General features: G+C 49.7%; 20 protein-coding genes. 13 read left to right on the forward strand and 7 right to left on the reverse strand.

Translation table 11 applies throughout. The annotated features are described in order from the left end of the window. Nucleotides 1–287: 287 nt before the first annotated feature. Nucleotides 288–3,473, forward strand: a complete 3,186-nt coding sequence (locus tag KTO58_RS11000; protein ID WP_095839313.1) for a PQQ-dependent sugar dehydrogenase — start codon at nt 288–290, stop codon at nt 3,471–3,473. Between the two features lie 92 nt (nt 3,474–3,565). On the opposite strand, the gene KTO58_RS11005 is transcribed toward KTO58_RS11000, so the two are convergent. Next, nucleotides 3,566–4,009: an HvfX family Cu-binding RiPP maturation protein gene (locus tag KTO58_RS11005; protein ID WP_095841608.1), complete on the reverse strand. Its 444-nt coding sequence runs from the start codon at nt 4,007–4,009 to the stop codon at nt 3,566–3,568. A 177-nt stretch (nt 4,010–4,186) separates the two neighbouring features. Between KTO58_RS11005 and KTO58_RS11010 the strand changes: the two genes are divergently transcribed. Together KTO58_RS11010 and KTO58_RS11015 are read left to right on the forward strand one after the other, a co-directional pair. Further along, nucleotides 4,187–4,570 (forward strand): alpha/beta hydrolase-fold protein, encoded by a 384-nt coding sequence (locus KTO58_RS11010; protein WP_095839312.1) that lies wholly within the window; start codon nt 4,187–4,189, stop codon nt 4,568–4,570. Between the two features lie 106 nt (nt 4,571–4,676). Further along, nucleotides 4,677–5,516 (forward strand): sugar phosphate isomerase/epimerase family protein, encoded by an 840-nt coding sequence (locus tag KTO58_RS11015; protein WP_095839311.1) that lies wholly within the window; start codon nt 4,677–4,679, stop codon nt 5,514–5,516. Between the two features lie 61 nt (nt 5,517–5,577). Here KTO58_RS11015 and KTO58_RS11020 read toward each other — a convergent pair whose 3' ends face one another. Then, nucleotides 5,578–5,811, reverse strand: a complete 234-nt coding sequence (locus KTO58_RS11020) for a hypothetical protein (RefSeq protein ID WP_157753031.1) — start codon at nt 5,809–5,811, stop codon at nt 5,578–5,580. A 203-nt stretch (nt 5,812–6,014) separates the two neighbouring features. Between KTO58_RS11020 and KTO58_RS11025 the strand changes: the two genes are divergently transcribed. Together KTO58_RS11025 and KTO58_RS11030 are read left to right on the forward strand one after the other, a co-directional pair. Next, nucleotides 6,015–6,593, forward strand: coding sequence for a TetR/AcrR family transcriptional regulator (locus KTO58_RS11025; RefSeq protein WP_095839310.1), 579 nt, complete (start codon nt 6,015–6,017; stop codon nt 6,591–6,593). A gap of 67 nt (nt 6,594–6,660) precedes the next feature. Next, nucleotides 6,661–7,863 carry an MFS transporter gene (locus KTO58_RS11030; protein ID WP_095839309.1) on the forward strand — a complete coding sequence of 401 codons (1,203 nt, stop codon included), beginning with the start codon at nt 6,661–6,663 and terminating at the stop codon, nt 7,861–7,863. Nucleotides 7,864–7,951: 88 nt separating this feature from the next. Here the strand turns inward: KTO58_RS11030 and KTO58_RS11035 are convergent, their stop codons facing one another. Then, complete coding sequence (locus tag KTO58_RS11035) at nt 7,952–9,088, reverse strand: NAD-dependent epimerase/dehydratase family protein (protein WP_095839308.1); 1,137 nt, start codon at nt 9,086–9,088, stop codon at nt 7,952–7,954. 228 nt (nt 9,089–9,316) lie between these two features. Between KTO58_RS11035 and dusB the strand changes: the two genes are divergently transcribed. The 4 genes from dusB (at nt 9,317) to KTO58_RS11055 (ending at nt 14,099) form a co-directional block, all read left to right on the forward strand. Then, on the forward strand, nt 9,317–10,354 hold the full coding sequence (dusB, locus tag KTO58_RS11040; protein WP_095839307.1) for a tRNA dihydrouridine synthase DusB: 1,038 nt from the start codon (nt 9,317–9,319) through the stop codon (nt 10,352–10,354). A gap of 202 nt (nt 10,355–10,556) precedes the next feature. Continuing rightward, a complete protein-coding gene (locus tag KTO58_RS11045; protein ID WP_095839306.1) occupies nt 10,557–10,961 on the forward strand; it encodes a response regulator in 405 nt (134 codons plus the stop codon). 28 nt (nt 10,962–10,989) lie between these two features. Next, nucleotides 10,990–12,933, forward strand: coding sequence for a PAS domain S-box protein (locus KTO58_RS11050; RefSeq protein ID WP_095839305.1), 1,944 nt, complete (start codon nt 10,990–10,992; stop codon nt 12,931–12,933). A gap of 194 nt (nt 12,934–13,127) precedes the next feature. Further along, nucleotides 13,128–14,099 carry a glycosyl hydrolase family 18 protein gene (locus tag KTO58_RS11055; protein ID WP_095839304.1) on the forward strand — a complete coding sequence of 324 codons (972 nt, stop codon included), beginning with the start codon at nt 13,128–13,130 and terminating at the stop codon, nt 14,097–14,099. 115 nt (nt 14,100–14,214) lie between these two features. On the opposite strand, the gene KTO58_RS11060 is transcribed toward KTO58_RS11055, so the two are convergent. Further along, complete coding sequence (locus tag KTO58_RS11060; protein ID WP_095839303.1) at nt 14,215–14,937, reverse strand: phosphatase PAP2 family protein; 723 nt, start codon at nt 14,935–14,937, stop codon at nt 14,215–14,217. 205 nt (nt 14,938–15,142) lie between these two features. Here KTO58_RS11060 and KTO58_RS11065 point away from each other — a divergent pair, with 205 nt between their 5' ends. From KTO58_RS11065 to KTO58_RS11080, 4 genes are all read left to right on the forward strand, one after another. Continuing rightward, nucleotides 15,143–15,355 carry a hypothetical protein gene (locus KTO58_RS11065; RefSeq protein WP_157753030.1) on the forward strand — a complete coding sequence of 71 codons (213 nt, stop codon included), beginning with the start codon at nt 15,143–15,145 and terminating at the stop codon, nt 15,353–15,355. A 213-nt stretch (nt 15,356–15,568) separates the two neighbouring features. After that, nucleotides 15,569–16,360, forward strand: a complete 792-nt coding sequence (locus tag KTO58_RS11070; protein ID WP_095839301.1) for an MlaE family ABC transporter permease — start codon at nt 15,569–15,571, stop codon at nt 16,358–16,360. Between the two features lie 4 nt (nt 16,361–16,364). Beyond that, nucleotides 16,365–17,138 carry an ABC transporter ATP-binding protein gene (locus tag KTO58_RS11075; RefSeq protein WP_095839300.1) on the forward strand — a complete coding sequence of 258 codons (774 nt, stop codon included), beginning with the start codon at nt 16,365–16,367 and terminating at the stop codon, nt 17,136–17,138. Between the two features lie 3 nt (nt 17,139–17,141). Then, nucleotides 17,142–18,179: an MlaD family protein gene (locus KTO58_RS11080; RefSeq protein WP_095839299.1), complete on the forward strand. Its 1,038-nt coding sequence runs from the start codon at nt 17,142–17,144 to the stop codon at nt 18,177–18,179. 82 nt (nt 18,180–18,261) lie between these two features. On the opposite strand, the gene KTO58_RS11085 is transcribed toward KTO58_RS11080, so the two are convergent. The 3 genes from KTO58_RS11085 to KTO58_RS11095 form a co-directional block, all read right to left on the reverse strand. Next, nucleotides 18,262–19,203 (reverse strand): threonine ammonia-lyase, encoded by a 942-nt coding sequence (locus KTO58_RS11085; protein ID WP_095841607.1) that lies wholly within the window; start codon nt 19,201–19,203, stop codon nt 18,262–18,264. 37 nt (nt 19,204–19,240) lie between these two features. Further along, the gene (locus KTO58_RS11090) at nt 19,241–19,621 is read right to left on the reverse strand and encodes a RidA family protein (protein WP_095839298.1); all 381 of its coding nucleotides are present in this window, start codon (nt 19,619–19,621) and stop codon (nt 19,241–19,243) included. Between the two features lie 88 nt (nt 19,622–19,709). Beyond that, the gene (locus KTO58_RS11095) at nt 19,710–20,510 is read right to left on the reverse strand and encodes an SDR family oxidoreductase (RefSeq protein ID WP_095839297.1); all 801 of its coding nucleotides are present in this window, start codon (nt 20,508–20,510) and stop codon (nt 19,710–19,712) included. Between the last annotated feature and the right edge of the window lie 18 nt (nt 20,511–20,528).

The raw sequence follows: 20,528 nt of genomic DNA on the forward strand, positions 1-20,528 counted from the left end.
TTAGCCCGTTTCACAATCAGCAGAAGAACACCGCATCCCTGGCTTATCCTGACAAACACGTTTAATGAACAACAGCCCATTTTATCAGACCACCCGCTGAATCCATAGCCCAATGGTATAACATGATGGACCAGGCATTGCGCTAACGCATTGTTATTTCCTTTTCTGATACACGTATGATGAACAGCGTGAGGAAAAGCCGTTGCCTCATATATCCGGTATGAACACCCTGAGATTTATATAAAAAGGGTCTGAAGAATTTGTTAACACAATAAATATAGTCCCTTATGAAACAACGAGACAAATACACCCACCCGGGGATGCTACTGCTACTCCTGGGTATTATGTTCACCCTCCTCTCCCCGCTCGCACATGGGCAAACGCTCCCCACCAATTTCCAACGTGTATTGGTAACCGGAGGACTTAATCGCCCTGCTGCTATGGCCTTTACGCCCGATGGCCGTATCCTCATCAGCAACCAGGGAGGCCAACTCCGTGTATTCAAAAACGGAGCCCTGTTGTCTACGCCGGCCCTTTCGCTGACTGTCAACTCCGACAGTGAACGCGGATTGATCGGTGTGGCAGTAGATCCCAACTTCAACACCAACAAATACATCTATGTGTATTATACACATACCTCTGGTCCGCACAACCGGGTAAGCCGCTTTACGCTTAACGGCGATGTAGCCAGCGGCGAAGTGGTATTGCTGGATCTGCCTAACCTGGGGCAGCCCTTTCACAATGGCGGTGGTATCGTATTTGGTAAAGATGGAAAGTTGTACATACCTGTAGGCGATAACAAAAACAACTCTTCCGTACAGAACCTCGATAGCTATTGGGGCAAAGTATTACGTATCAACTCCGACGGAACCGTTCCCGCTGATAATCCATTCCCTGGCGGTGCAGTAAGAAGCCGCATATGGGCCTATGGCCTGCGTAATCCCTGGACCAGCGGTGTAGACCCGGTATCCGGTAAGATATACATCAACGATGTAGGTGAGAATGAAGGCGGTTGGGAAGAGATCAATGACGCCTCCGTAGCCGGTCGCAATTTCGGATGGCCCAACAAGGAAGGCAAGTGTACCAGCGGATGTACCGGTTATACAGATCCCGTTTATACTTACCAGATAGTTCGTAGCGGTGCTCCTATCGGAAAAGGCTGTGCCATCAATGGCGGTACTTTCCTGAATGGCGCTATCAGCAACTATCCGGCGCAATACCATGGCAAATACTTCTTCCATGACTACTGTAACCCATGGATCGACTATATCAATCCTGCTCCCGGCGCTACCCGCAATGGTTTCGGCTCTGCTATGGGTGGTGGGCTGACCAACATAGAACAGGGTACAGATGGTAATCTGTACTACATCAACCGGGATAACAATTCCGTATACAAGATCATCTATACTGGCACGCAGGCACCTGTCATCGGTATACAACCACAAAACATCAGCGTACCGCAAGGGCAGGATGCGGTGTTTAGCGTTACAGCGTCTGGTAACCCTACCCCTACCTATCAATGGCGGAAAGGTACAACCAATATTGCCGGCGCAACTGCTGCTACCTATACAATCACCAACGTGCAGCCTTCGCATGCAGGCCAATACAATGTGATCGTCTCCAATAGTGCAGGCAGTGTTACCAGTAATAATGCCACGCTTACCGTTACGGCGCCTAATACGCTGCCAGTAGCCAAGATACTGACGCCAGCCAATGGTTCCAAATTCCGCGCCGGCGATGTAATCAGCTTCTCCGGTTCCGGTACCGATGCAGAAGATGGCAACTTACCCGCCAGTGCCTACGAATGGTGGGCAGTATTCCACCATGCCAACCACAACCACTCCGGTCCACAGATCACAGATGGCGTCACCAGTGGTTCCTTCCCTATTTCTGTAGAAGGGCATACCGAAACAGATATCTGGTATCGCATTTACCTGGCGGTGAAAGACTCCAGGGGCGAGTCTGATACAGCCATGATAGAGATATTCCCTGTTACCTCCAACCTGACGATACAGACAGAACCTGCCGGATTACAGCTGAACCTGGACAATATTCCCAAAACAGCACCTTACAGTACTGCTGCCCTCTCCGGCATGATCCGCCCATTGGTAGCGATCTCTCCACAGGTGCTCAATGGTGTGAACTATGTATTTGATCGTTGGGAACATGGTGGTAATGCCGCTCAGAATATTACCATTACCGACAATGATGCGGTGTACAAAGCCATATATAAGGTAGCAGCGGCGCCTACCGTGATCGCACCAGTGCAGGATGCTTATGTCCGCGATGGTAGTAATGCCGCTATAACACATGGCACCACAGACCCAACGTTGCTGATCACCAAGGTATCTCCAGCCGGGCAACTCAACAATGCACGTGAGACCTATCTAACCTTTGATATCAGCACGTTGCCGGCGAACCTGTCCGCAGTAACACTACGTGTATTCGGTAACGTTGATGGCACGGCTGTACCTGCTGTACCGGTAGGTGTATATAGTGTAGCGAATACATCCTGGTCAGAGACCACCCTTACTTGGAACAATAAGCCGGCTACAGGTGCCAGTCCATTGTCGACGACAGAAGTAGGCAATGGCGCCGGCAAATACTACGAGTGGGATGTAACCAGTTATGTAAGTGCGGAAAAGGCAGCAGGCCGTACCCGCGTATCGCTGTCGCTGAAGAGCCAGCAATCGCATGATCCGCGGATATTCTTCAACTCCAAGGAAGCTACTGCCAACGCACCACAACTGTCAGTGATCGGTGAAGGTACCGGTGGTCCGGCCTGTGTACCTGCTACTGCCAGTGGTGACGACGGTAATGTTGCTGCCAACGCACTGGATAATGACCTCAACACCCGCTGGTCGGCCTCCGGTGATGGTCAGTGGATACAACTTTGTCTGTCTGAAGTGAAAACGGTGACAGGTGTAGATATCGCCTTCTACAAAGGAGATACCCGCCGATCCCGTTTTGATATCCTGACCAGCACAGACGGCAACGCCTGGAATACAGCCGCTGCTAACTTACAGGCAAGCGGTACCTCGCTCGCATACGAAAGTTTCAATATCACGGCTGTGAGTGCCAAGTATGTACGTATTGTCGGACATGGCAATGATCAGAACGCCTGGAACAGCTACAACGAAATAAAGGTTCGTACCACTGCTGCCGCCAGAACTACTCAGGCAGGCATCAGTAACGGAAAACCCTCCGGCATCATCACACAGGATGACCTGCATGTATCTCCTAATCCATTCGGTAATACACTCTCTGTCAGCTTCAGGCTGCGGGAAGCGGGACGTACTCAGCTCTCCCTGTTTGATATGTCCGGTAAGCAAGCTGGTCTTATCCTGCAGACACAAATGGCGGCCGGTGAGCACAAAGCTACTTACAATGCTACTCATCTGACGCCTGGTGTATATATTATACAGCTTCGTCATAATGGTACGACGATCACACAGAAAGCGATTAAAGAATAAACCACCGCTGATAGTTACAACAAAGAAGGGGATGTCTGCATATGCGGACATCCCTCTGTATTTTCAGCACTTTTATCAGTACGACCATGTGATCAATGACGGGCTTTTCTCCCGATAAGGTGATCTACGCTGACCTTGCCCGGTCCGTATATAAACAGGGTGAATAGCATGATCAGATAGTAAAGCGGGATCTCATACCCATTGTCTCCGGCTTCAAAGCCATTTTGCCAATGCACGGTTTTAATAGCCACGATCATCACGATTATCAGGGCGACAGCAATAAAACGTGTACCCAGTCCGAGGATCAGCAGTATTACACCCAGTAGCTCTGTAGTGGCGGCCAGGTATGCGTTGAGTGCTGGCGCCGGAATGCCGATACTGCCGAACCAGTCTGCTATGCTCCTGATATCTTTCCATTTCATAGTAGCCGGCCCATAGAATCCATATGCCAATATCAACCGCATCAGTAAGAGCGGTAAAAAATGCCACCCGGCGAGGCCAGCCACGAAAGAAAAATAGCGTGTTTTTATACTCATATGCATGGAGTTTATACATCAGAAACAGCTGGCGGCCTGAAAAGTTAACTTTAACCGGAAAAAGTGAATTATTTTGATGATCTTGTTGCATAAGCAATGCCAGGCCAGCGGCAGAAGCGGCATTAAGCACAAGATTGTTTTATTGAAAATAATACTGTTGATATTAAAGGACACTTAATGAGACGTATCCTTATTGCCACTATTTTTTTGTTGACAGCTACAGCACTGCATGCACAAATGAACGATCATCTGGTCTCCATAGGTGAAAAATATACGATTAATTCCAGGATATTAAACGAGCAGCGTCGTTATGCCGTTTATCTTCCTCCATCGTACCAAAGCAACCCAGCGAAAAAATATTTTGTCGCCTATGTATGGGACGGAGAGAAAAGTAAATTTCATGAAGTAACCGGCATAGCACAGTCGATGACCTCTATCCATGATCTAAAGATGCAGATACCAGAAATAATAATTGTATCGATAGAGAATATAAACAGAACCAGCGACTTCACACCTACATTCATTGAACTACCTCGATGCGGAAAACGTAGCTGCCTTTAACAGCAAGCAAAAACCTGTTATGAAAAGATATTATCGTTACAACCCGGTAATGTCCCCGCGAAGCAAAATCTGGAAAAAATTAAATAACAACTGATCAAACAACGTTATGTCATCAAGAAGGAAATTTTTGTTGCAGGCAGCGCTGGGGCTTACGGCACCAGCCATTGCTCCGCTTGCTGCCGCTGCAGCCACCCGTACAACCGTGGCACCTGAGACCGCCCTGCAGGTCGGTATGGCTGGTTATACGCTGGCCAGACTGAATCTCGAACAGGCGATCGCGTTGCTGCAAAAAGTAGGTATCCGCCAGTTGTCGGTGAAGGACATTCACCTTCCGCTGGACAGTAGCCCGGAAAAGATACAGACAACGCTGGCCGCGTTCTCCGCAGCCGGTATCAAAGTGTATGCGGTGGGCGTTATTTATATGAAAACGGAAGCAGCGGTAGACCAGGCCTTCGAGTATGCCAAAAAGGTAGGCGTACCCCTTATTGTAGGCGTACCCAACCCTGAGTTACTGGACTACACGGAGAAGAAGATAAAGGACTATAATATCCGGCTGGCAATACACAATCACGGACCGGAGGATAAACTATATCCGGGTCCAAAAAATGTGATGGACCTGATCCGGCATCGTGATGCCCGTATGGGTATCTGCCTGGATATCGGTCATGCGATCAGAGCGGGGGAAGATCCGGCCAAAGCGGTGCTAGCATATAAGGAGCGCGTATTCGATCTGCATATTAAGGACGTGACGGTAGCGGCGAAAGACGGAAAGCCCACCGAGATCGGTCGTGGTGCGATCGATTTTCCGGCGCTTGTCAAAGCGTTGAACAAGATCAGGTACGCCGGTATCTGCAGCATAGAATATGAGAAGGATATGCAGGAGCCTTTAGCCGGGATCGCGGAGTCTACTGGCTTTTTCAAAGGTGTTATCCGCGCGTTGCGTTAACGGTTATGCGCGCGTTGCCTTAATATTTGACGACAGGCGGATCCCCTGTACCCGCCTGTCGTTATTTACTGAAAGGATGTGACAGATAAACTATGACAAGCGATAAGGCGAATGAGGGTAGTTCTACTAACACTCCACGATAGTTCCGGTCATGTACATATTGTATGATCAGAAAAAGGATCACCGCCAGGATCAGGTAGCTGCCCAGCACATAAGTAGACGGATGCACGACTAATAACGCGCCCAGTATCGTCAGGATAGCCAGGCACCACCGCCCCCCTCTCCCTATCCCCAACCGGCACGTATGCTGAAGAACATGGCAATCAGTATCAACAGTCCGTTAAGTAGCTTTAATATCATGGCTGTATTTTTCATCTGGTAAGTTCCTTTATCGCAAGCAAACTATTATGGTGAAAGTTTCAGTTTTATGGGAGCGTTTACCAGAAGGTAAAAATTATTTCAGAACAATCGTTCCAGATTACCTACCTTTGTCCACTCATGGCACGTAATAAGGCATTTGATCCAGAGGAAAGATTGGAAAAAGCGAAAGACCTTTTCTGGGAGAAGGGATACAACGCTACTTCCATGCAGGACATCGTAGATGCGATGGGGCTGAACCGTGCCAGTATTTATGATACCTATGGCGACAAACACAGTCTTTTCCTGCAGTGTCTGACCAGCTATGCCGTTACTTCACTGGAGGATTATTGCAAAGCAGGTGCTGTCTGTCAATCGCCGCTGCTGGCGGTGGAAAAGATCGTCAAGCGGGCGGTGCAACGTACCCTCGAAGAGGATCATTCTTGTATGGTGGCCAAGTCAGCATTTGAGCTGGCAGATACGGACAGCCGTGTAAAAGAGATCATCAAAACGCAAGGTGATAAGTTACACGCCGTGATCACTACGCTACTGCAGAAGGCGCAGCAAGCCGGCGAGGTCAAAGCAGATAAAGACCCTGCTATCCTGGCCCGTTTTATCATCGCTAGTTTTGGCAGCTTCTGGCAGGTACACATCACAGAGGATAATCCGCAACTGGTGCAACAATTAGGAAACTATCTGCTGCTATTCATCCGGCAGTAAAATTTTTTTGTCCAATACTGGAATGATCATTCTAAAATAAACACTCACCATTTCCGACAGCTCAGACATGAAACACATTAAATATATCGCCGCATTTGGCGTATTTGGCATTATCACCACGGAGTTTGGTGTAATTGGAATATTACCGCAGATCGCTACGCATTATGGTATCGGCATTGATCATGCGGGTTGGCTGCTCAGTGCCTTTGCGCTGGTTATTGCCCTTTGTGGTCCCTGGATCACTTTATTGGCGGCAGGTAAAAACAGGAAGGTAATGATGAGCATTGCCCTGGGATTGTTCATTCTTTCCAATGCAATTTCTGCGTTGGCGCCACCTTTCAGCATTTTATTACTGGCCAGGATGTTACCGGCTTTTCTTCATCCTTTGTATATCTCCGCTGCGATAGCGGCAGCGGTGGCTACTGCCAACGAGCAGGACAAACATAAGGCTACGGCGGTTGTATTTGCCGGTGTGAGCCTCGGTACGGTGATCGGGGTACCGTTTGTGACCTATCTTGCTGAGATATTTTCCTGGCAGGTGTCTTTTATCGGTGCTGGTATTGTCAACACGCTGGCGCTGGCAGCGCTGATACGTTTTATTCCCGAGCTGCCTGCTGGGCAGTATGTGGCGCCAGGCAAACAATTGCGGTTGCTGGCGGACAAGACGTTCCTGCTGCATGCGATCAGTACGACATTGATGCTGGCAGCTATGTTTGCCGTATACGGTTATTTCGCTGATTATATGGTGAAGGTCAACCATCTCTCGGGCGTGCAGGTGGGCAATATGCTGTTGCTCTTTGGTGTGACGGGTGTTGTCGGCAACTGGGTGGCTGGTAAGCTACTGGGTAAAAGTATTCCGGCTACGCTGGTAGGCGTATTATTATCGCTGTTGGTGATATACAGCCTGTTGTTCTTTACTAACGGGTATAATACGGCGACCATGCTGCTGATTGCGGTCTGGGGATTTGTGCATACGGCCTGTTTTATTATTGGGCAGGCATGGATCAACAGTGCGGCACCGCATGCGCAGGAGTTTGCCAACAGCCTGGGTATTTCTTTCGGTAACCTGGGGCTCACTGCCGGCACGATGATCAGCGGTTGGGTGATTGCCGGTGCCGGTGTACAATATACAGCCTGGGTGAGCCTGGCGCTGGTATCGCTCTCGCTGGCATTTGTCGGTTACCGGTTGCTGACCGCCAGGCGGACAGCCAGAAAGGATGTACGTGTGGTGGTAGCGGAGGAAGAGGCGATAGCGATCGGCGCCTGTTAGGTATTCGGGTAATAACATGCTGATGCCTTGCCGGAGGGGCGGTATCCTCCGGTAAGGCATTTATCTTTTTGCAGGTTATTGCAGCGGACTAACGGTACAATCCTTTTTCTATCAGCTCATGGATAGAACGTTCGTAGCGATCTTCTGCTATGGGTTCTTCTTTTACCCAGGCTACGAAATGCCGGATGCCCTCTTCAAACGGAACGGTAGGGACGAAGCCTAGTGCTTCCCGGATCTTGGTGAGGTCGGCGTAGTTATGCCGGATATCTCCTACGCGATAGTTGCCGGATACATGCATGGGGACTTCGATGCCGAAGGCTGCTTCCAGCAAGGAGGCTACTTTCAGTAAGGTGATGGGGACACCGGTGCCTACGTTGAAAACTTCATCGTTCGCCTGATCGCATTCCAATGCCAGTATGATGGATTGTACGACATCTGATACGTATACGAAGTCGCGGGATTCCAGTCCATCTTCGAAGATATTGAGATCTTTTCCATTGCGGATGCGGGTGGAGAACGTCGACAGCACGCCGGTGTAGGGGTTACGGAGGGATTGTCCGGGACCATACACATTCTGGAAGCGCAGTGCTACGGCAGGTATGCCCAGGCTTTTGCTGCCGACCATGACGAGTTGTTCCTGGGACTGCTTGGTGATGCCATATATTGAGGACGGATCTTTGATGGTGTCTTCACTGGTGGCGACGAGTTCCAGGGGGTGTCCGGAGACGGGATCGAGGACATCGAATATCCCTGCGGACAGCTGGGCGGCTTTGCGCATCCCGGGAAATACGGTGTGGCCGCTGGCATTGCGGTATTTACCTTCTCCGTAGATAGCGCGCGAGGAGGCTACGACGATCTTTTGTATACGGTCTTTGTGTAAGGAGGCAGCTTCCAGCAGTCGGGTAGTGCCGGTGATGTTGACGTCGGTATACCGGGACATTTCGTACATGGACTTTCCGGTGGACGTTTCAGCTGCCAGGTGCACGATATAGTCCTGTCCGGCTACTACTTCCTGAAGCAGTGCTTCATCGCGGATATCGCCATAGACAAAGCGGACAATGTCTTTTACGCGCAGGTACAGGGAGGACTGGAAGTTGTCTTCTCCATGTATTTGAGGGGCCAGGTTGTCTAATACGGTGATCTCATATCCTTTGTTATACAACTGTTCACACAGGTACGAGCCGATAAAACCGGCGCCGCCGGTAATCAGGATCTTTGGACGCATAATCGATAAATTGAATAAAGAGTGATGGTTATTTATACAGGGTTATTAACATATGTTGGCATTAACCATGTTCCGGGCTAACGGGGCTTATATTTGGGCAACGCTCAAAAATAACGGTAGCGGCTGCGTTACTTTCGCATATCTGCTACGGCATACTGTGTGCTGTGATGCAAGTCAGCAGTTTTTAGTGTAATTTTGCGGCTTCACCAGCAAATTATAACTACGACATTGGTAAAGATTGATCATATAGTATTACCGGATTTCCCGCTGTTGCTCGCTCCTATGGAGGATGTGAGCGATCCGCCATTCCGTGCAGTATGTAAGGAGAACGGTGCTGACCTGATGTATACGGAGTTCATTTCCAGTGAGGGGTTGATCCGGGATGCTATTAAGAGCCGTAAAAAGCTGGATATTTTCGATTACGAGCGTCCTATTGGTATCCAGATCTTCGGTGGTGATGAGGACAGCCTGGCGATGGCGGCGAAAATAGTGGATGTTACCAATCCGGATCTGCTGGACATCAACTTTGGCTGCCCTGTAAAGAAGGTAGCCTGTAAAGGTGCCGGCGCTGGAGTACTGAAGGATATAGACCTGATGGTACGGTTGACGGATGCCTGTGTACGCGCCACTAAGTTGCCGGTGACGGTAAAAACGAGGTTAGGCTGGGATGAGCAGACTAAAAACATTGAAGAGGTAGCGGAGCGGTTGCAAGATGTGGGCATTAAAGCACTGTCTATCCATGGCCGTACCCGTAGCCAGATGTATAAGGGTGAGGCGGACTGGACACTGATTGCCAAGGTGAAGAACAATCCCCGTATTCATATTCCTATTTTCGGGAATGGCGATATTGACAGTCCGCAGAAGGCATTGGAATATAAGAACCGTTATGGTGTCGATGGCATTATGATCGGCCGTGCAGCGATTGGTTATCCCTGGATATTCCGGGAGATCAAACACTATGTGCAGACGGGTGAGATCATGGCAGGGCCTACGCTGGAGGAACGTATTGGTGTGTGCAAGACACATCTCCGCAAGTCATTGGAATGGAAAGGACCTATTGTAGGTATTAACGAGATGCGTCGTCATTATGCCAATTACTTGAAGGGCTTACCTAATATCAAGGAGTTCAGGAACCGGCTGGTGGTGTTGAAGACGCAGGAGGAAATAGAGGCGGTGCTGGATGAGGTGCATACTACTTACCAGGGATATGAGGTACCGCGTACACCGATCGAGCTGATCAACTACCACGAGAAATGTCCTGTTTAAGATACTTATCAGTGGGGAGCAGTTAATCGCTGCTCCCTGTTTAATTTTGTACCCTGTTTATTGTCACCTTTACTGTCACCTTTATTGTCACGTTTGTTTTTCCCGTTCTGTGTCACCCCGTACTCCGACTTCAATTTTTTTATATCTTTAACCAGCGGCCTTCCTTACCGGCCCTGGAAAACACCATAGCGCGCTATTACATATGAAAGAAACGACCCAATGTTTATTGATAGATGACGATAAAGACGACCAAGAGATCTTTCTGCTGGCTTTGGAGGGAACGGGATTGAAGCTGCATTGCCGGGTAGTGGCCAGTGCGACTGCTGCATTGGAATTACTGGAGCAAGAGCGGACATTACCGGATATTATTTTCCTGGATATGAATATGCCCCGGATGTCGGGCAAGGAATTCCTGGTGATGATCAAACAATATAGCAAGCTGTCACACATTCCTATTGTGATGTGTTCTACTTCGGCGGATGAGAAAGAGGTCAGGGAATGCCGGTCGTTAGGGGCGGCGGACTACATTATCAAGTCTCCCAGTCTGACACACTTTCGTAATATCCTAGCACAATGTTTGCGGCAGCTGATGCATTCTACTTCTTAAAATTGCTGCCTGATAATTATTACAGACTATGAGTAACGGTGGAATATTGTCATTTGAAGCCAGCCAGATCAGTGGCACAGGGCTGCCTTACCAGGAATTCCTGAACAGTGTTCCCATTGCCGCTTATACTTGCAATAGTGACGGTTATATCCAATTATTCAACGAGACGGCGGCGGTTTTGTTCGGCCGGCGTTTACAACCCGGGGTAGACAGGTGGGTGGCGTGGTGGAAAGCGTATCAGATGGACGGTACTCCTTTAGCGCCGGAGGCCTCTCCGATGGCGATTGCGCTACGGGAAAAAGGACCGGTATATGGTCATCAGCTGATCATTGAGCGGCCTGACGGTGTACGGCGGGTGATCACCCCTTATCCGAAAGCGATTGTGGATGAGCAGGGGCAGGTGACTGGCGGGATCAATTTTGTGATCGATGTGACAGAGGAGACACAAGTGGCTTCGGAGCATGTAAACCGGTTGGCGGCGATCGTTACTTCTTCTGACGATGCGATTATCAGCAAGACGCTGGACGGCATTATCACCAGCTGGAATGCGTCGGCGCAGCGTATATTTGGTTATACGGCGGAGGAAATCATTGGTAAATCCATCCTTACGATCATTCCGCAAGACCGTCAGCAGGAGGAGGTAGTGATACAGCAACGTCTCCGTCAGGGAGAAAGGATAGAACATTTTGAGACCAAACGGATTACTAAAAACGGGGAGATACTGGATATTGCGTTGACGGTCTCTCCTATTAAGGATAGTTTCGGTAAGATCATCGGGGCATCGAAGATCATCCGGGATGTAACAGCGCAGCAGATGGCGGAGCGGCAGATCCGGGAGAGCGAAACGTTGTTCCGGATGGCGGTGGAGTCCACCCGTTTGGGTACATGGGAGTATCTGTCTATGCAAGATCATTTCACCTGGTCGGAAGAGAGCCGTCGTATCTGGGGGTTTCCGAAGGATATACCTGTCAGTTACCAGACGTTGTTGCAGCAGGTGCATCCGGAAGACCTGGATCATCTGAAGCGCAATGCGCTGATGGCGATGACACCGGACCAGGGCGGGCATTACAATGCACAGTTCCGTATCTTCCATTACCAGGATCACCAGTTGCGTTGGGTGAAGGCGCAGGGCCGTGTATTTTTCTCTGCTGATGGTCAGCTGGAGCGTTTTATCGGTACAGTGCTGGATATTACTGAGGAAAAGCTGGCCCGGGAAAGTTTGGAGAAGACGGTACAAGAACGTACTGCTGCACTGATCGCTATGAATGAGGAGTTGCAACGTTCGAACCACGACCTGGAGCAGTTTGCCTACATCGCGAGTCATGACCTGCAGGAACCGTTGCGTAAGATACAGACCTTTACTTCCGTACTGCAGGAGCAGCCGGATACGCCGGAGTTGCGTGAGAAATATTTCCCGCGGATCATGCAGGCCGCCAACCGTATGTCGAAGCTGATCAAGGACGTACTGAATTATTCCCGGTTGTCGCAGTCTACCTTACTTAAAGAAACGATCGACCTTAACCAGGTGCTGAGAGATGTGTTGTCGGAGTTTGACGTATTGATCGAAGAAAAGCAGGCACAGATCTATGTTGATCATTTACCCTTCGTACAAGGGGTGTATATACAATTGCAGCAGTTGTTTGCCAACCTGCTGAGCAATGCACTGAAGTTTTGCGATACTACTCCTGTCATTACTATCAGTCATTCACTTTCTCCTGACCGCCCGCATCCTCATTTTTATTGCGTGGTCATTGCGGATAAGGGTATTGGTTTTGAGCAGCGTTATGCGGACAAGATATTCGATATCTTCAAGCGGTTGAACAGTCGTGAGCAGTACGCAGGTACTGGTGTTGGCCTGGCGCTTTGTAAAAAGATCATGGAGAATCACCGGGGCAGTATTATTGCACATAGTGAGCCTGGTAAAGGCACTACCTTCCATCTTTATTTCCCGCTTATAGAAAAAGAGCACTAGCAGGTATCCATTTTTTACATTTGATCGTCTTTATATTACAGGCACTGTGGTGTTCTGTCAGACTATGTTATACCCGTAACGGCGCCGCAGCCGGTTAACCGTGTAAACCCAATCCTCCGCATGCAGGTATACACCTGTGCCAACGGGTATTCACCCGGCACGTTTGTTTTTTATCACATATAAACCAAAACGCTATGAAACAACATCCACTATTGCAGGCTCTTTTATTGTTATTGCTGCTTGCTGCAGCGGCGTGTATGAAGCCGAACCCGATCGGTCCCGGTCCATTTCCCGACCCTGACCCCAAAGTAAAACCGGTGCCGCTGAACGGCAATGTTCTTCGAGTGGCCTATATTGAGGTGAATGATCACGATCTCAGCAATGCCGGTTGTTTTCAGCTGGACAGTACCAAAAGCCGCTTTTTTGATGTGGCGGTCGTTTTTGCCGCCAATATTAACGGTCGAGTAGACTCTCCCTTCCTGCATTTCAACAATAATGTAAAAGCAGCTTTAAGTGCCCAGAAGGGATATGTAGACCAGTTGCATGCCAAGGGTATCAAGGTATTGCTGGATGTATTGGGCAATCATGATCCGGCTGGCTGGACCACTTTTACGGATGAGGGGGTAGCGGATATGTTTGCCAAGGAGCTGGCGGATTGTGTACAGAAATATAACCTGGACGGCATCGATATTGACGATGAATATTCCAGCGGGCCATCGAATGATACTTCGTTGATCATGGTGACGAAGGCGATGCGTAAATACATGCCCGGCAAGATCATTTCCAAGTTCCTTTTTGCAGATGCTTCGGACTTCAGTGCTACCTGGCGCGGGCAGCGGTTGTCCGACTACCTGGACCTTGGATTCTGTAACTACGGTGTTACGAATGTGCAGACTTATCTGAATGGCGGTATGACGAAGGATAAGATCAGTCTCTCTGTGGAGCTGAACTTCAACAGTGGCAGTTCGATCACTAATATGGCCAACTATATTAAGAATAATAATTTTGGCGGTATGATGTTCTTCAATGTGAATCCGAATGCGACCAATCAGTTGAGTACGGCGGCGCAGGTGTTGGATAAGCAGCGGGTAACGACGCCCAGCGAATGTTTGAAAAACTGGGTAAAGCAACCTGACGGCCCTATCTATCCGGGCTCCTGGAAATAGCTTCCATTCCTTTGATATAGTTCCCCGTTCCTGGTATGCTGGGACGGGGAATTATTGTGTTGGTATGGATTGTTTCCGGACGGCCAATCGGCATATGCAGCCGTGGCAACGGGAGTTATTGTCCCGGTACGGGCTGCGGTACTTTGCGGTGTTTGTTCCACCTATAGCGATGGGTCCAGTAGGCCATTTTCATGGATAAGATGCCCATGCCGGCGCCTACCAGTACATCGCTGATGTAGTGACGGTTGTTGGCCATGCGCAGTAGTCCTACCGAGCCGGCTATGCCATAGGCGGCATAGGGCATCCAGGGAAACCGGTGTTTGTATTCTTCGCTGAGAAAGGTGGCAGCTGCGAACGCCTGGGCGGTGTGGCCGGAGGGAAATGAGTTGTAGGTGCTGCCATCGGGTCGTAGTTCGTGTGTGGTGTATTTGAGGAGGAATACGGTACTGGTCATCAGTATTTCGCCTTTGAGGAGGATGGCGGTCCTGTTGGCGAAATCGGTCCGGCTTTTTATGCCGGCGGCATCCAGGCCGTAGGCGATGGCTATCGGGGAAAATTGCAGGTAGTTATCGATACGGGTGTGGAAATGTGGGATATGTTCGTTTCTTTCTTCCACCAGTTCATATTTAATGGCTTCGCTGCCATGCCCGTTGACGAAGATGCCGGCAAGGAGCAGGCTGACGGGAGCATAGTATTGGCGAAGCGGCGGAAATGTTCTTACGGTTGCGGGCGTGGATGGTAAGGTATCTGTTTGTTGGGCGGAGACCTGTTGACCTGCTATTACGAGGAAGAGGCACCACCAGCAAAAAAGACGCATAAGCAGGAGATTGTCCTGCATAATTACTATTGAATTTAGGAGAAATTCTAAAGAAGAATGTGGGGAGACGGTTCGGCGGTCCACTTCCCTCCTACCCTGATAAGAACACAATCATCTCATTATCAGTACACTTATACCGTTATTTAGTATAAAAAATAATGCTATCCTGCTATAAAATGCCATATATAACATTTTGTATCTGTTGTGCATACCATATCTTTGCCATATGATGAGAGGATTGATACCCTGCTGTCTGCTACTGCTGCAAAAGGTAAGGCCGGGGGCTGGCAACCCGGTAGAAGACGGCACTCCGGATGAGTATGCTGTTGTATTTTCTGACCCTTTTTTTACTGCCCCCTCTTTGCAAAACCGTGTATTTGCGGAAAAGGGGAGCATCTATTACCTGGCGCCGGATCCTGATGTGCCGGGCGGCTGTTAAAAAAGAAAATTTCCATACACTAAGACATTGAATAGGGGCAAGTTAAGTTACATCCGTCTAAGGGAAGCGGACTAAACTGGAACGCCATTTGATTGTACGGTATATTCTTTGGGCAGTAAGTGCTTCCGGAGGAGTGTATATCGTGGCAGGGATGGCACCTATTTGAAGATATCAACTAATTTCGTCCATTCATTAAAAATCAAAATACGGCCAATGGAATCAACCGAGCAAACGGAGAAACCAGTTATTTCGAAGAAGGTAGACGGTTTTTTCATCAGTATTTTCAACATTTTCCGGTTTATAGGCCGTTTTTTCCGAGAGGTGTTTTGGCCTCCATTTGAGATCAAGGAGTTGATCCGGCAGGTATACCAGGTAGGTTACAAGTCGCTGGCGCTGATCAGTCTGACGGGATTTATTACGGGGTTGGTATTCACTAAGCAGTCGAGGCCGTCGCTGGCGGAGTTTGGGGCTACTTCGTGGTTGCCATCGCTGATCTCTATTGCGGTGATCAGGGCGTTGGCGCCGTTAGTGACGGCGCTGATCTGTGCTGGTAAGGTAGGGTCGAGTATTGGTGCGGAGTTGGCGTCAATGAAGGTAACGGAGCAAATCGATGCGATGGAAGTATCGGCGATCAATCCTTTTAAGTACCTGGTGGTGACTCGTATCCTGGCGACTACGATCTGTCTGCCGTTGCTCATGTTCTACACTGGTATGGTGGGTATGGCAGGGTCTTACCTGGATGTACATTTGAATGAGCAAACCAGTCTGAGTGCTTTTCTGCAAAGTGCGTTCACTAATATCACTTTTCTGGATTTCTGGTCATCGCTGGCGAAGACGACCATTTTTGGTTTTACCATTGGTGTGGTCAGTTGTTACCAGGGATATAATGCCACACAAGGTACCCAAGGTGTGGGAAAAGCGGCCAATATCTCGGTGGTGGTTTCTATGTTCCTCATTTTTATTGAGGAGATCATTATTGTTCAACTGGTAAATTCGATCCGATAATTACATGAAAGATTTTACACCTGAAATAAACTGGGATGAACCGGTGATTAGTATTAAGGACTTATATAAGTCTTTTGGTAATAATCATGTGTTACGTGGCGTGGACCTGCAGTTGCACAAGGGGGAGAATATTGTAGTGCTTGGGCGCTCCGGTACGGGAAAGTCTGTGTTGATCAAGATCATTGCGGGGTTGTTGACGCAGGATGCGGGTACGGTGAATGTGTTGGGGCAGGACGTGGCGAACCTGGATGTGCATGCATTGCGGGAGCTGAGACTGCAGGTAGGGTTTTGTTTTCAGCACGGGGCGTTATACGACAGTATGACGGTGGGTGAGAACCTGTCATTTCCCTTGAAGCGGAATGCACCCGGATTGAAGAAGCAGGAGATAGAGCGGCGTATTGAGGTGGTGTTGGAGGCGGTGGGATTGGCGCAGACGGCGAACCAAATGCCGGCAGAGTTGTCGGGAGGTCAGCGTAAGCGTATCGGTATAGCCCGTACGCTGATACTGCGGCCGCAGATCATGTTATATGATGAACCAACGGCGGGTCTTGATCCTATTACGTGTACCGAGATCAACAACCTGATCAATCAGGTACAGCGTCGGTTCAATACCAGTTCAATTATTATTACACACGACCTGACCTGCGCGAAAGCGACCGGTGATAATATCGCTGTGATGAAGGAAGGGAAGTTTATTAAAACGGGCAACTTTGATGAGATCTTCACTTCGAATGATGAGCTGATCAGGGAATTTTATGACTATAATTTTATACAATAAGCTATGAAAGAATCAAGTACAAGACGTTCTGTTATTGTAGGCATATTCATCCTGTTGGCGCTCGTCATTTTTGGGGCAGCGATACTCGTATTGGGCGGGCAGCGTAAATCGTTTATCAGTGCGGTTACTGTGAAAGCAGTTTTTCATGACGTAGGCGGTCTGTCCAAGGGTAATAACATCTGGTATTCAGGGGTAAAGGTGGGAACTATCCGCAAGATCACCTTTGTACGTACCAGTGAGATAGAGGTGATGATGGATATTGACAAGAGTTCACGAGAGTTCATCCACAAGGATGTGCGGGCGAAGGTGAGTTCTGATGGCTTGGTAGGTAACAAGATCATTGCGCTGAGTGGCGGATCGGACAAGATGCCTCCTATTGAAGATGGGGATATGATTGCGGTGGAGACTAGTATCAGTACGGATGAGATCATGAATACGCTGCAGGTGAATAATAAGAGCCTGGTGGAGATCACGGGTAACCTGAAGGTGATCACTAAAAAGATCATGGATGGTCAGGGTACGCTGGGCAAGCTGGTGAATGATGAAGCGGTATATGATAATCTGGCTGGTACGCTGGCCACGCTGGAGAAAACAGCGGCTAATACGCAGCGGCTGACGCAGGGATTGGCCGATTATACGTCCAAGTTCCAGCGTAAGGGTACGCTGGCCAACGACCTAGTGACCGATACGGCGGTATTTGCCAACCTGCGTACGACGGTGGCGCAGCTGCAGCAGGTGGCGCAGCATGCGAACGGGGTGGTACAGAACCTGAACAGTGCTACCAGTAGTATCAATGATAAGTTGCAGACCAGCAACTCTCCTGCGGGTGTATTACTGAATGACCAGCAAGCGGCATCTGACCTGAAGCAGACGCTGAGCAACCTGAATGTAAGCACGGGTAAACTGGATGAGAATATGGAGGCATTGCAGCATAACTTCCTGTTGCGGGGTTATTTCCGTAAGAAAGCCAAGCGCGAGAAGAAAGAGCAGGAGGCCCGTGAGAAAGCTATTCAGCGTGGCGATACGACACAGATCCGATAGACATATTTTATAAAAAGCAGCGCGGTCGTCTCTTATAGGGGCGACCGCGCTGCTTTTATGAGGGGAGGTATGTTATTGTCGTTTAGAAAGGCAGTTTGGTTAGGTCTACGTTACCACCAGTGATGATGATCCCTATTTTTTGTCCGGCGAAACGGGTTTTGTTTTTCAGTACGGCGGCGAAGGGTACGGCGGCGGAAGGTTCGATGATGATCTTCATGCGTTCCCATACCAGTTTCATGGCGGCGATGATTTCTTCTTCGGATGCCAGCAGTATGTCTGTTACATGTTGGCGGATGATATGCAGGGTGCGATCGGATACGTGGGTGAGCAAGCCATCTGCGATGGTGTTGACGTAGGGGGCTTTTTCTACTTTACCGCTTTTGAAGGAGAGGACGGCATCGGCGGCGCCTTCGGGTTCGCCGGCTATCACGACGGTGCGGGGGGACAGGTAGGCGGTGGACAGGGAGGTACCGCTGAGCAGGCCGCCGCCACCTACGGGCGCCAGGATGGTATCGAAGGTGAAGCGGCTGTCTTCTATGAGTTCTTTGGCGGCGGTGGCTTGTCCGGTGATGACATGATCGTTATCGAAGGGATGTATCATGTGGGCGCCTTCGCTGCTGATGATCGCTTCTACGCCAGCTTCGCGGGCTTCGAGGGTAGGTTCACACTCTATGACGGAGGCGCCATAGTCTATGACGGCTTGTTTTTTCACTATTGGTGCGGTACGCGGCATAACGATATAGGCGGGCAGTCCTACCTGGCGGGCGGCGTAGGCGATGGCCTGTGCGTGGTTGCCGGAGGAGTGTGTCACGATGGACTTTGCGGTGCCTTTGTCGGCCAGTTGTAATACGGCGTTGAGGCCACCTCTAGCTTTGAACGCCCCTATCTTCTGGAAGTTCTCACACTTGAAATATATTTCGGCGCCTGTCAGTTCATTAATGAATGTATTGGTCATTACCGGAGTACGGTGGATGAATGGCCGTATGCGATCGTGTGCTTGTCGTATATCGTTTAACGTGATCATTGTATGGATACTTTGAGCGTTTTTGTTTGTGTGGTCGTTATTGCGGCAGTTCAGCGACAGCATCAATTTCTACGAGGTAGCCATGATGCAGTTCGGGTACGGGTATGATGGCACGTGCCGGTTTGTGGTTGCCCATAGCGGCGGCGTATAGCTGGTTGAATACGGGCCAGTATTGCACGCCGGCGATGTATACGTTGACTTTTACGATATGATTGACCGCTGCGCCGGCGGCTTTGACCACTTCCAGCAGGTTGCTGATAGCTTGCTGTGCCTGGACTTCAAAAGGTTCGGCGGAGGTATGTGAGCCATCGGGTTTAACGGGCAGTTGTCCTGATACGAACAGGAGGTTACCGCTGACTACACCAGGGGTGTAATGGCCTGCGGGTGTGGGTAAGTTGGCGGGCGCGATCATCTTCATCGGCAGAAATTTAGTTGTTAAATAAAGCGTGGTTCCGTTCCGGTGGCGACCGGATTTGCAGCAGCAAAGGTAAACGATCTGTTACGATCTATTTAGGCGGTATGTTCCTGACTTTTTTCATGAGGGCAGCTGGTGCGAGGCGGTTAAGCAGGAGGGCGGCCCATTCGCTGCTTTTTTTGCCGACGTATGCTTCGAATTTGCCGGCGGCGACGAGGCGGGAGATCTGTTGAGCGGCTTTATGGGCGGAGAGGCCATTTTTGATATTGTCGCTGGTAACGCCTAACGGGCTACCATCTTTTGTAACGGCATGTACGGTGATATTGGTCTGGATATAACCGGGCGTGAGTACGGTGACCTTTATGTTGTCCTGATGTACTTCGGCACGGAGGCAGTCGAAGAAACCGTGGAGGGCATGTTTGGCGCCGGCATATGCAGCACGTAAGGGGGTACCTATTTTACCCATGACGCTGCTCATGACGACGAAGTGGCCGTTGCGGCGTTGCTGGAAGTGAGGCAGCAATGCTTTGGTGAGGGCTACGTAGCTGAAGTAGTCCAGTTCCATGACGCGGCGGTGTACTTCCATCTCGGTTTCTGCTACGGTGGAGCGGGAGCTGATACCGCCATTGTGGACCATGATATCTACCTGACCGAAGAGGGCGATGGCTGCTGTTGTTTTTGCGGGCAGTGCGTTGATATCTTCGAGGTCCAGCGGGAGTATTTTGACATTGCCGGGGCTGGTGGTAGCTTGGCGAACGCGTTCCAGTTCGGCCTCACGGCGGCTGGAGAGTATGAGTTTGGCGCCTGCTGCAGCCCATTGATAAGCGAGTGCTTCTCCTATACCGGAGGAGGCACCGGTGATCCAGATCACTTTACCCGTATAATAGCCCATTGTATTGATTTGACGAAG

Source organism: Chitinophaga pendula (genome assembly GCF_020386615.1).
GTDB classification, from domain to species: domain Bacteria; phylum Bacteroidota; class Bacteroidia; order Chitinophagales; family Chitinophagaceae; genus Chitinophaga; species Chitinophaga pendula.

Coding starts and splice junctions, on each gene's coding strand:
- KTO58_RS11000 (WP_095839313.1), top strand. CDS start 288: ATGAAACAACGAGACAAATACACCCACCCGGGGATGCTACTGCTACTC.
- KTO58_RS11005 (WP_095841608.1), bottom strand. CDS start 4,009: ATGAGTATAAAAACACGCTATTTTTCTTTCGTGGCTGGCCTCGCCGGG.
- KTO58_RS11010 (WP_095839312.1), top strand. CDS start 4,187: ATGAGACGTATCCTTATTGCCACTATTTTTTTGTTGACAGCTACAGCA.
- KTO58_RS11015 (WP_095839311.1), top strand. CDS start 4,677: ATGTCATCAAGAAGGAAATTTTTGTTGCAGGCAGCGCTGGGGCTTACG.
- KTO58_RS11025 (WP_095839310.1), top strand. CDS start 6,015: ATGGCACGTAATAAGGCATTTGATCCAGAGGAAAGATTGGAAAAAGCG.
- KTO58_RS11030 (WP_095839309.1), top strand. CDS start 6,661: ATGAAACACATTAAATATATCGCCGCATTTGGCGTATTTGGCATTATC.
- KTO58_RS11035 (WP_095839308.1), bottom strand. CDS start 9,088: ATGCGTCCAAAGATCCTGATTACCGGCGGCGCCGGTTTTATCGGCTCG.
- KTO58_RS11045 (WP_095839306.1), top strand. CDS start 10,557: ATGAAAGAAACGACCCAATGTTTATTGATAGATGACGATAAAGACGAC.
- KTO58_RS11050 (WP_095839305.1), top strand. CDS start 10,990: ATGAGTAACGGTGGAATATTGTCATTTGAAGCCAGCCAGATCAGTGGC.
- KTO58_RS11055 (WP_095839304.1), top strand. CDS start 13,128: ATGAAACAACATCCACTATTGCAGGCTCTTTTATTGTTATTGCTGCTT.
- KTO58_RS11060 (WP_095839303.1), bottom strand. CDS start 14,937: ATGCAGGACAATCTCCTGCTTATGCGTCTTTTTTGCTGGTGGTGCCTC.
- KTO58_RS11065 (WP_157753030.1), top strand. CDS start 15,143: ATGATGAGAGGATTGATACCCTGCTGTCTGCTACTGCTGCAAAAGGTA.
- KTO58_RS11070 (WP_095839301.1), top strand. CDS start 15,569: ATGGAATCAACCGAGCAAACGGAGAAACCAGTTATTTCGAAGAAGGTA.
- KTO58_RS11075 (WP_095839300.1), top strand. CDS start 16,365: ATGAAAGATTTTACACCTGAAATAAACTGGGATGAACCGGTGATTAGT.
- KTO58_RS11080 (WP_095839299.1), top strand. CDS start 17,142: ATGAAAGAATCAAGTACAAGACGTTCTGTTATTGTAGGCATATTCATC.
- KTO58_RS11085 (WP_095841607.1), bottom strand. CDS start 19,203: ATGATCACGTTAAACGATATACGACAAGCACACGATCGCATACGGCCA.
- KTO58_RS11090 (WP_095839298.1), bottom strand. CDS start 19,621: ATGAAGATGATCGCGCCCGCCAACTTACCCACACCCGCAGGCCATTAC.
- KTO58_RS11095 (WP_095839297.1), bottom strand. CDS start 20,510: ATGGGCTATTATACGGGTAAAGTGATCTGGATCACCGGTGCCTCCTCC.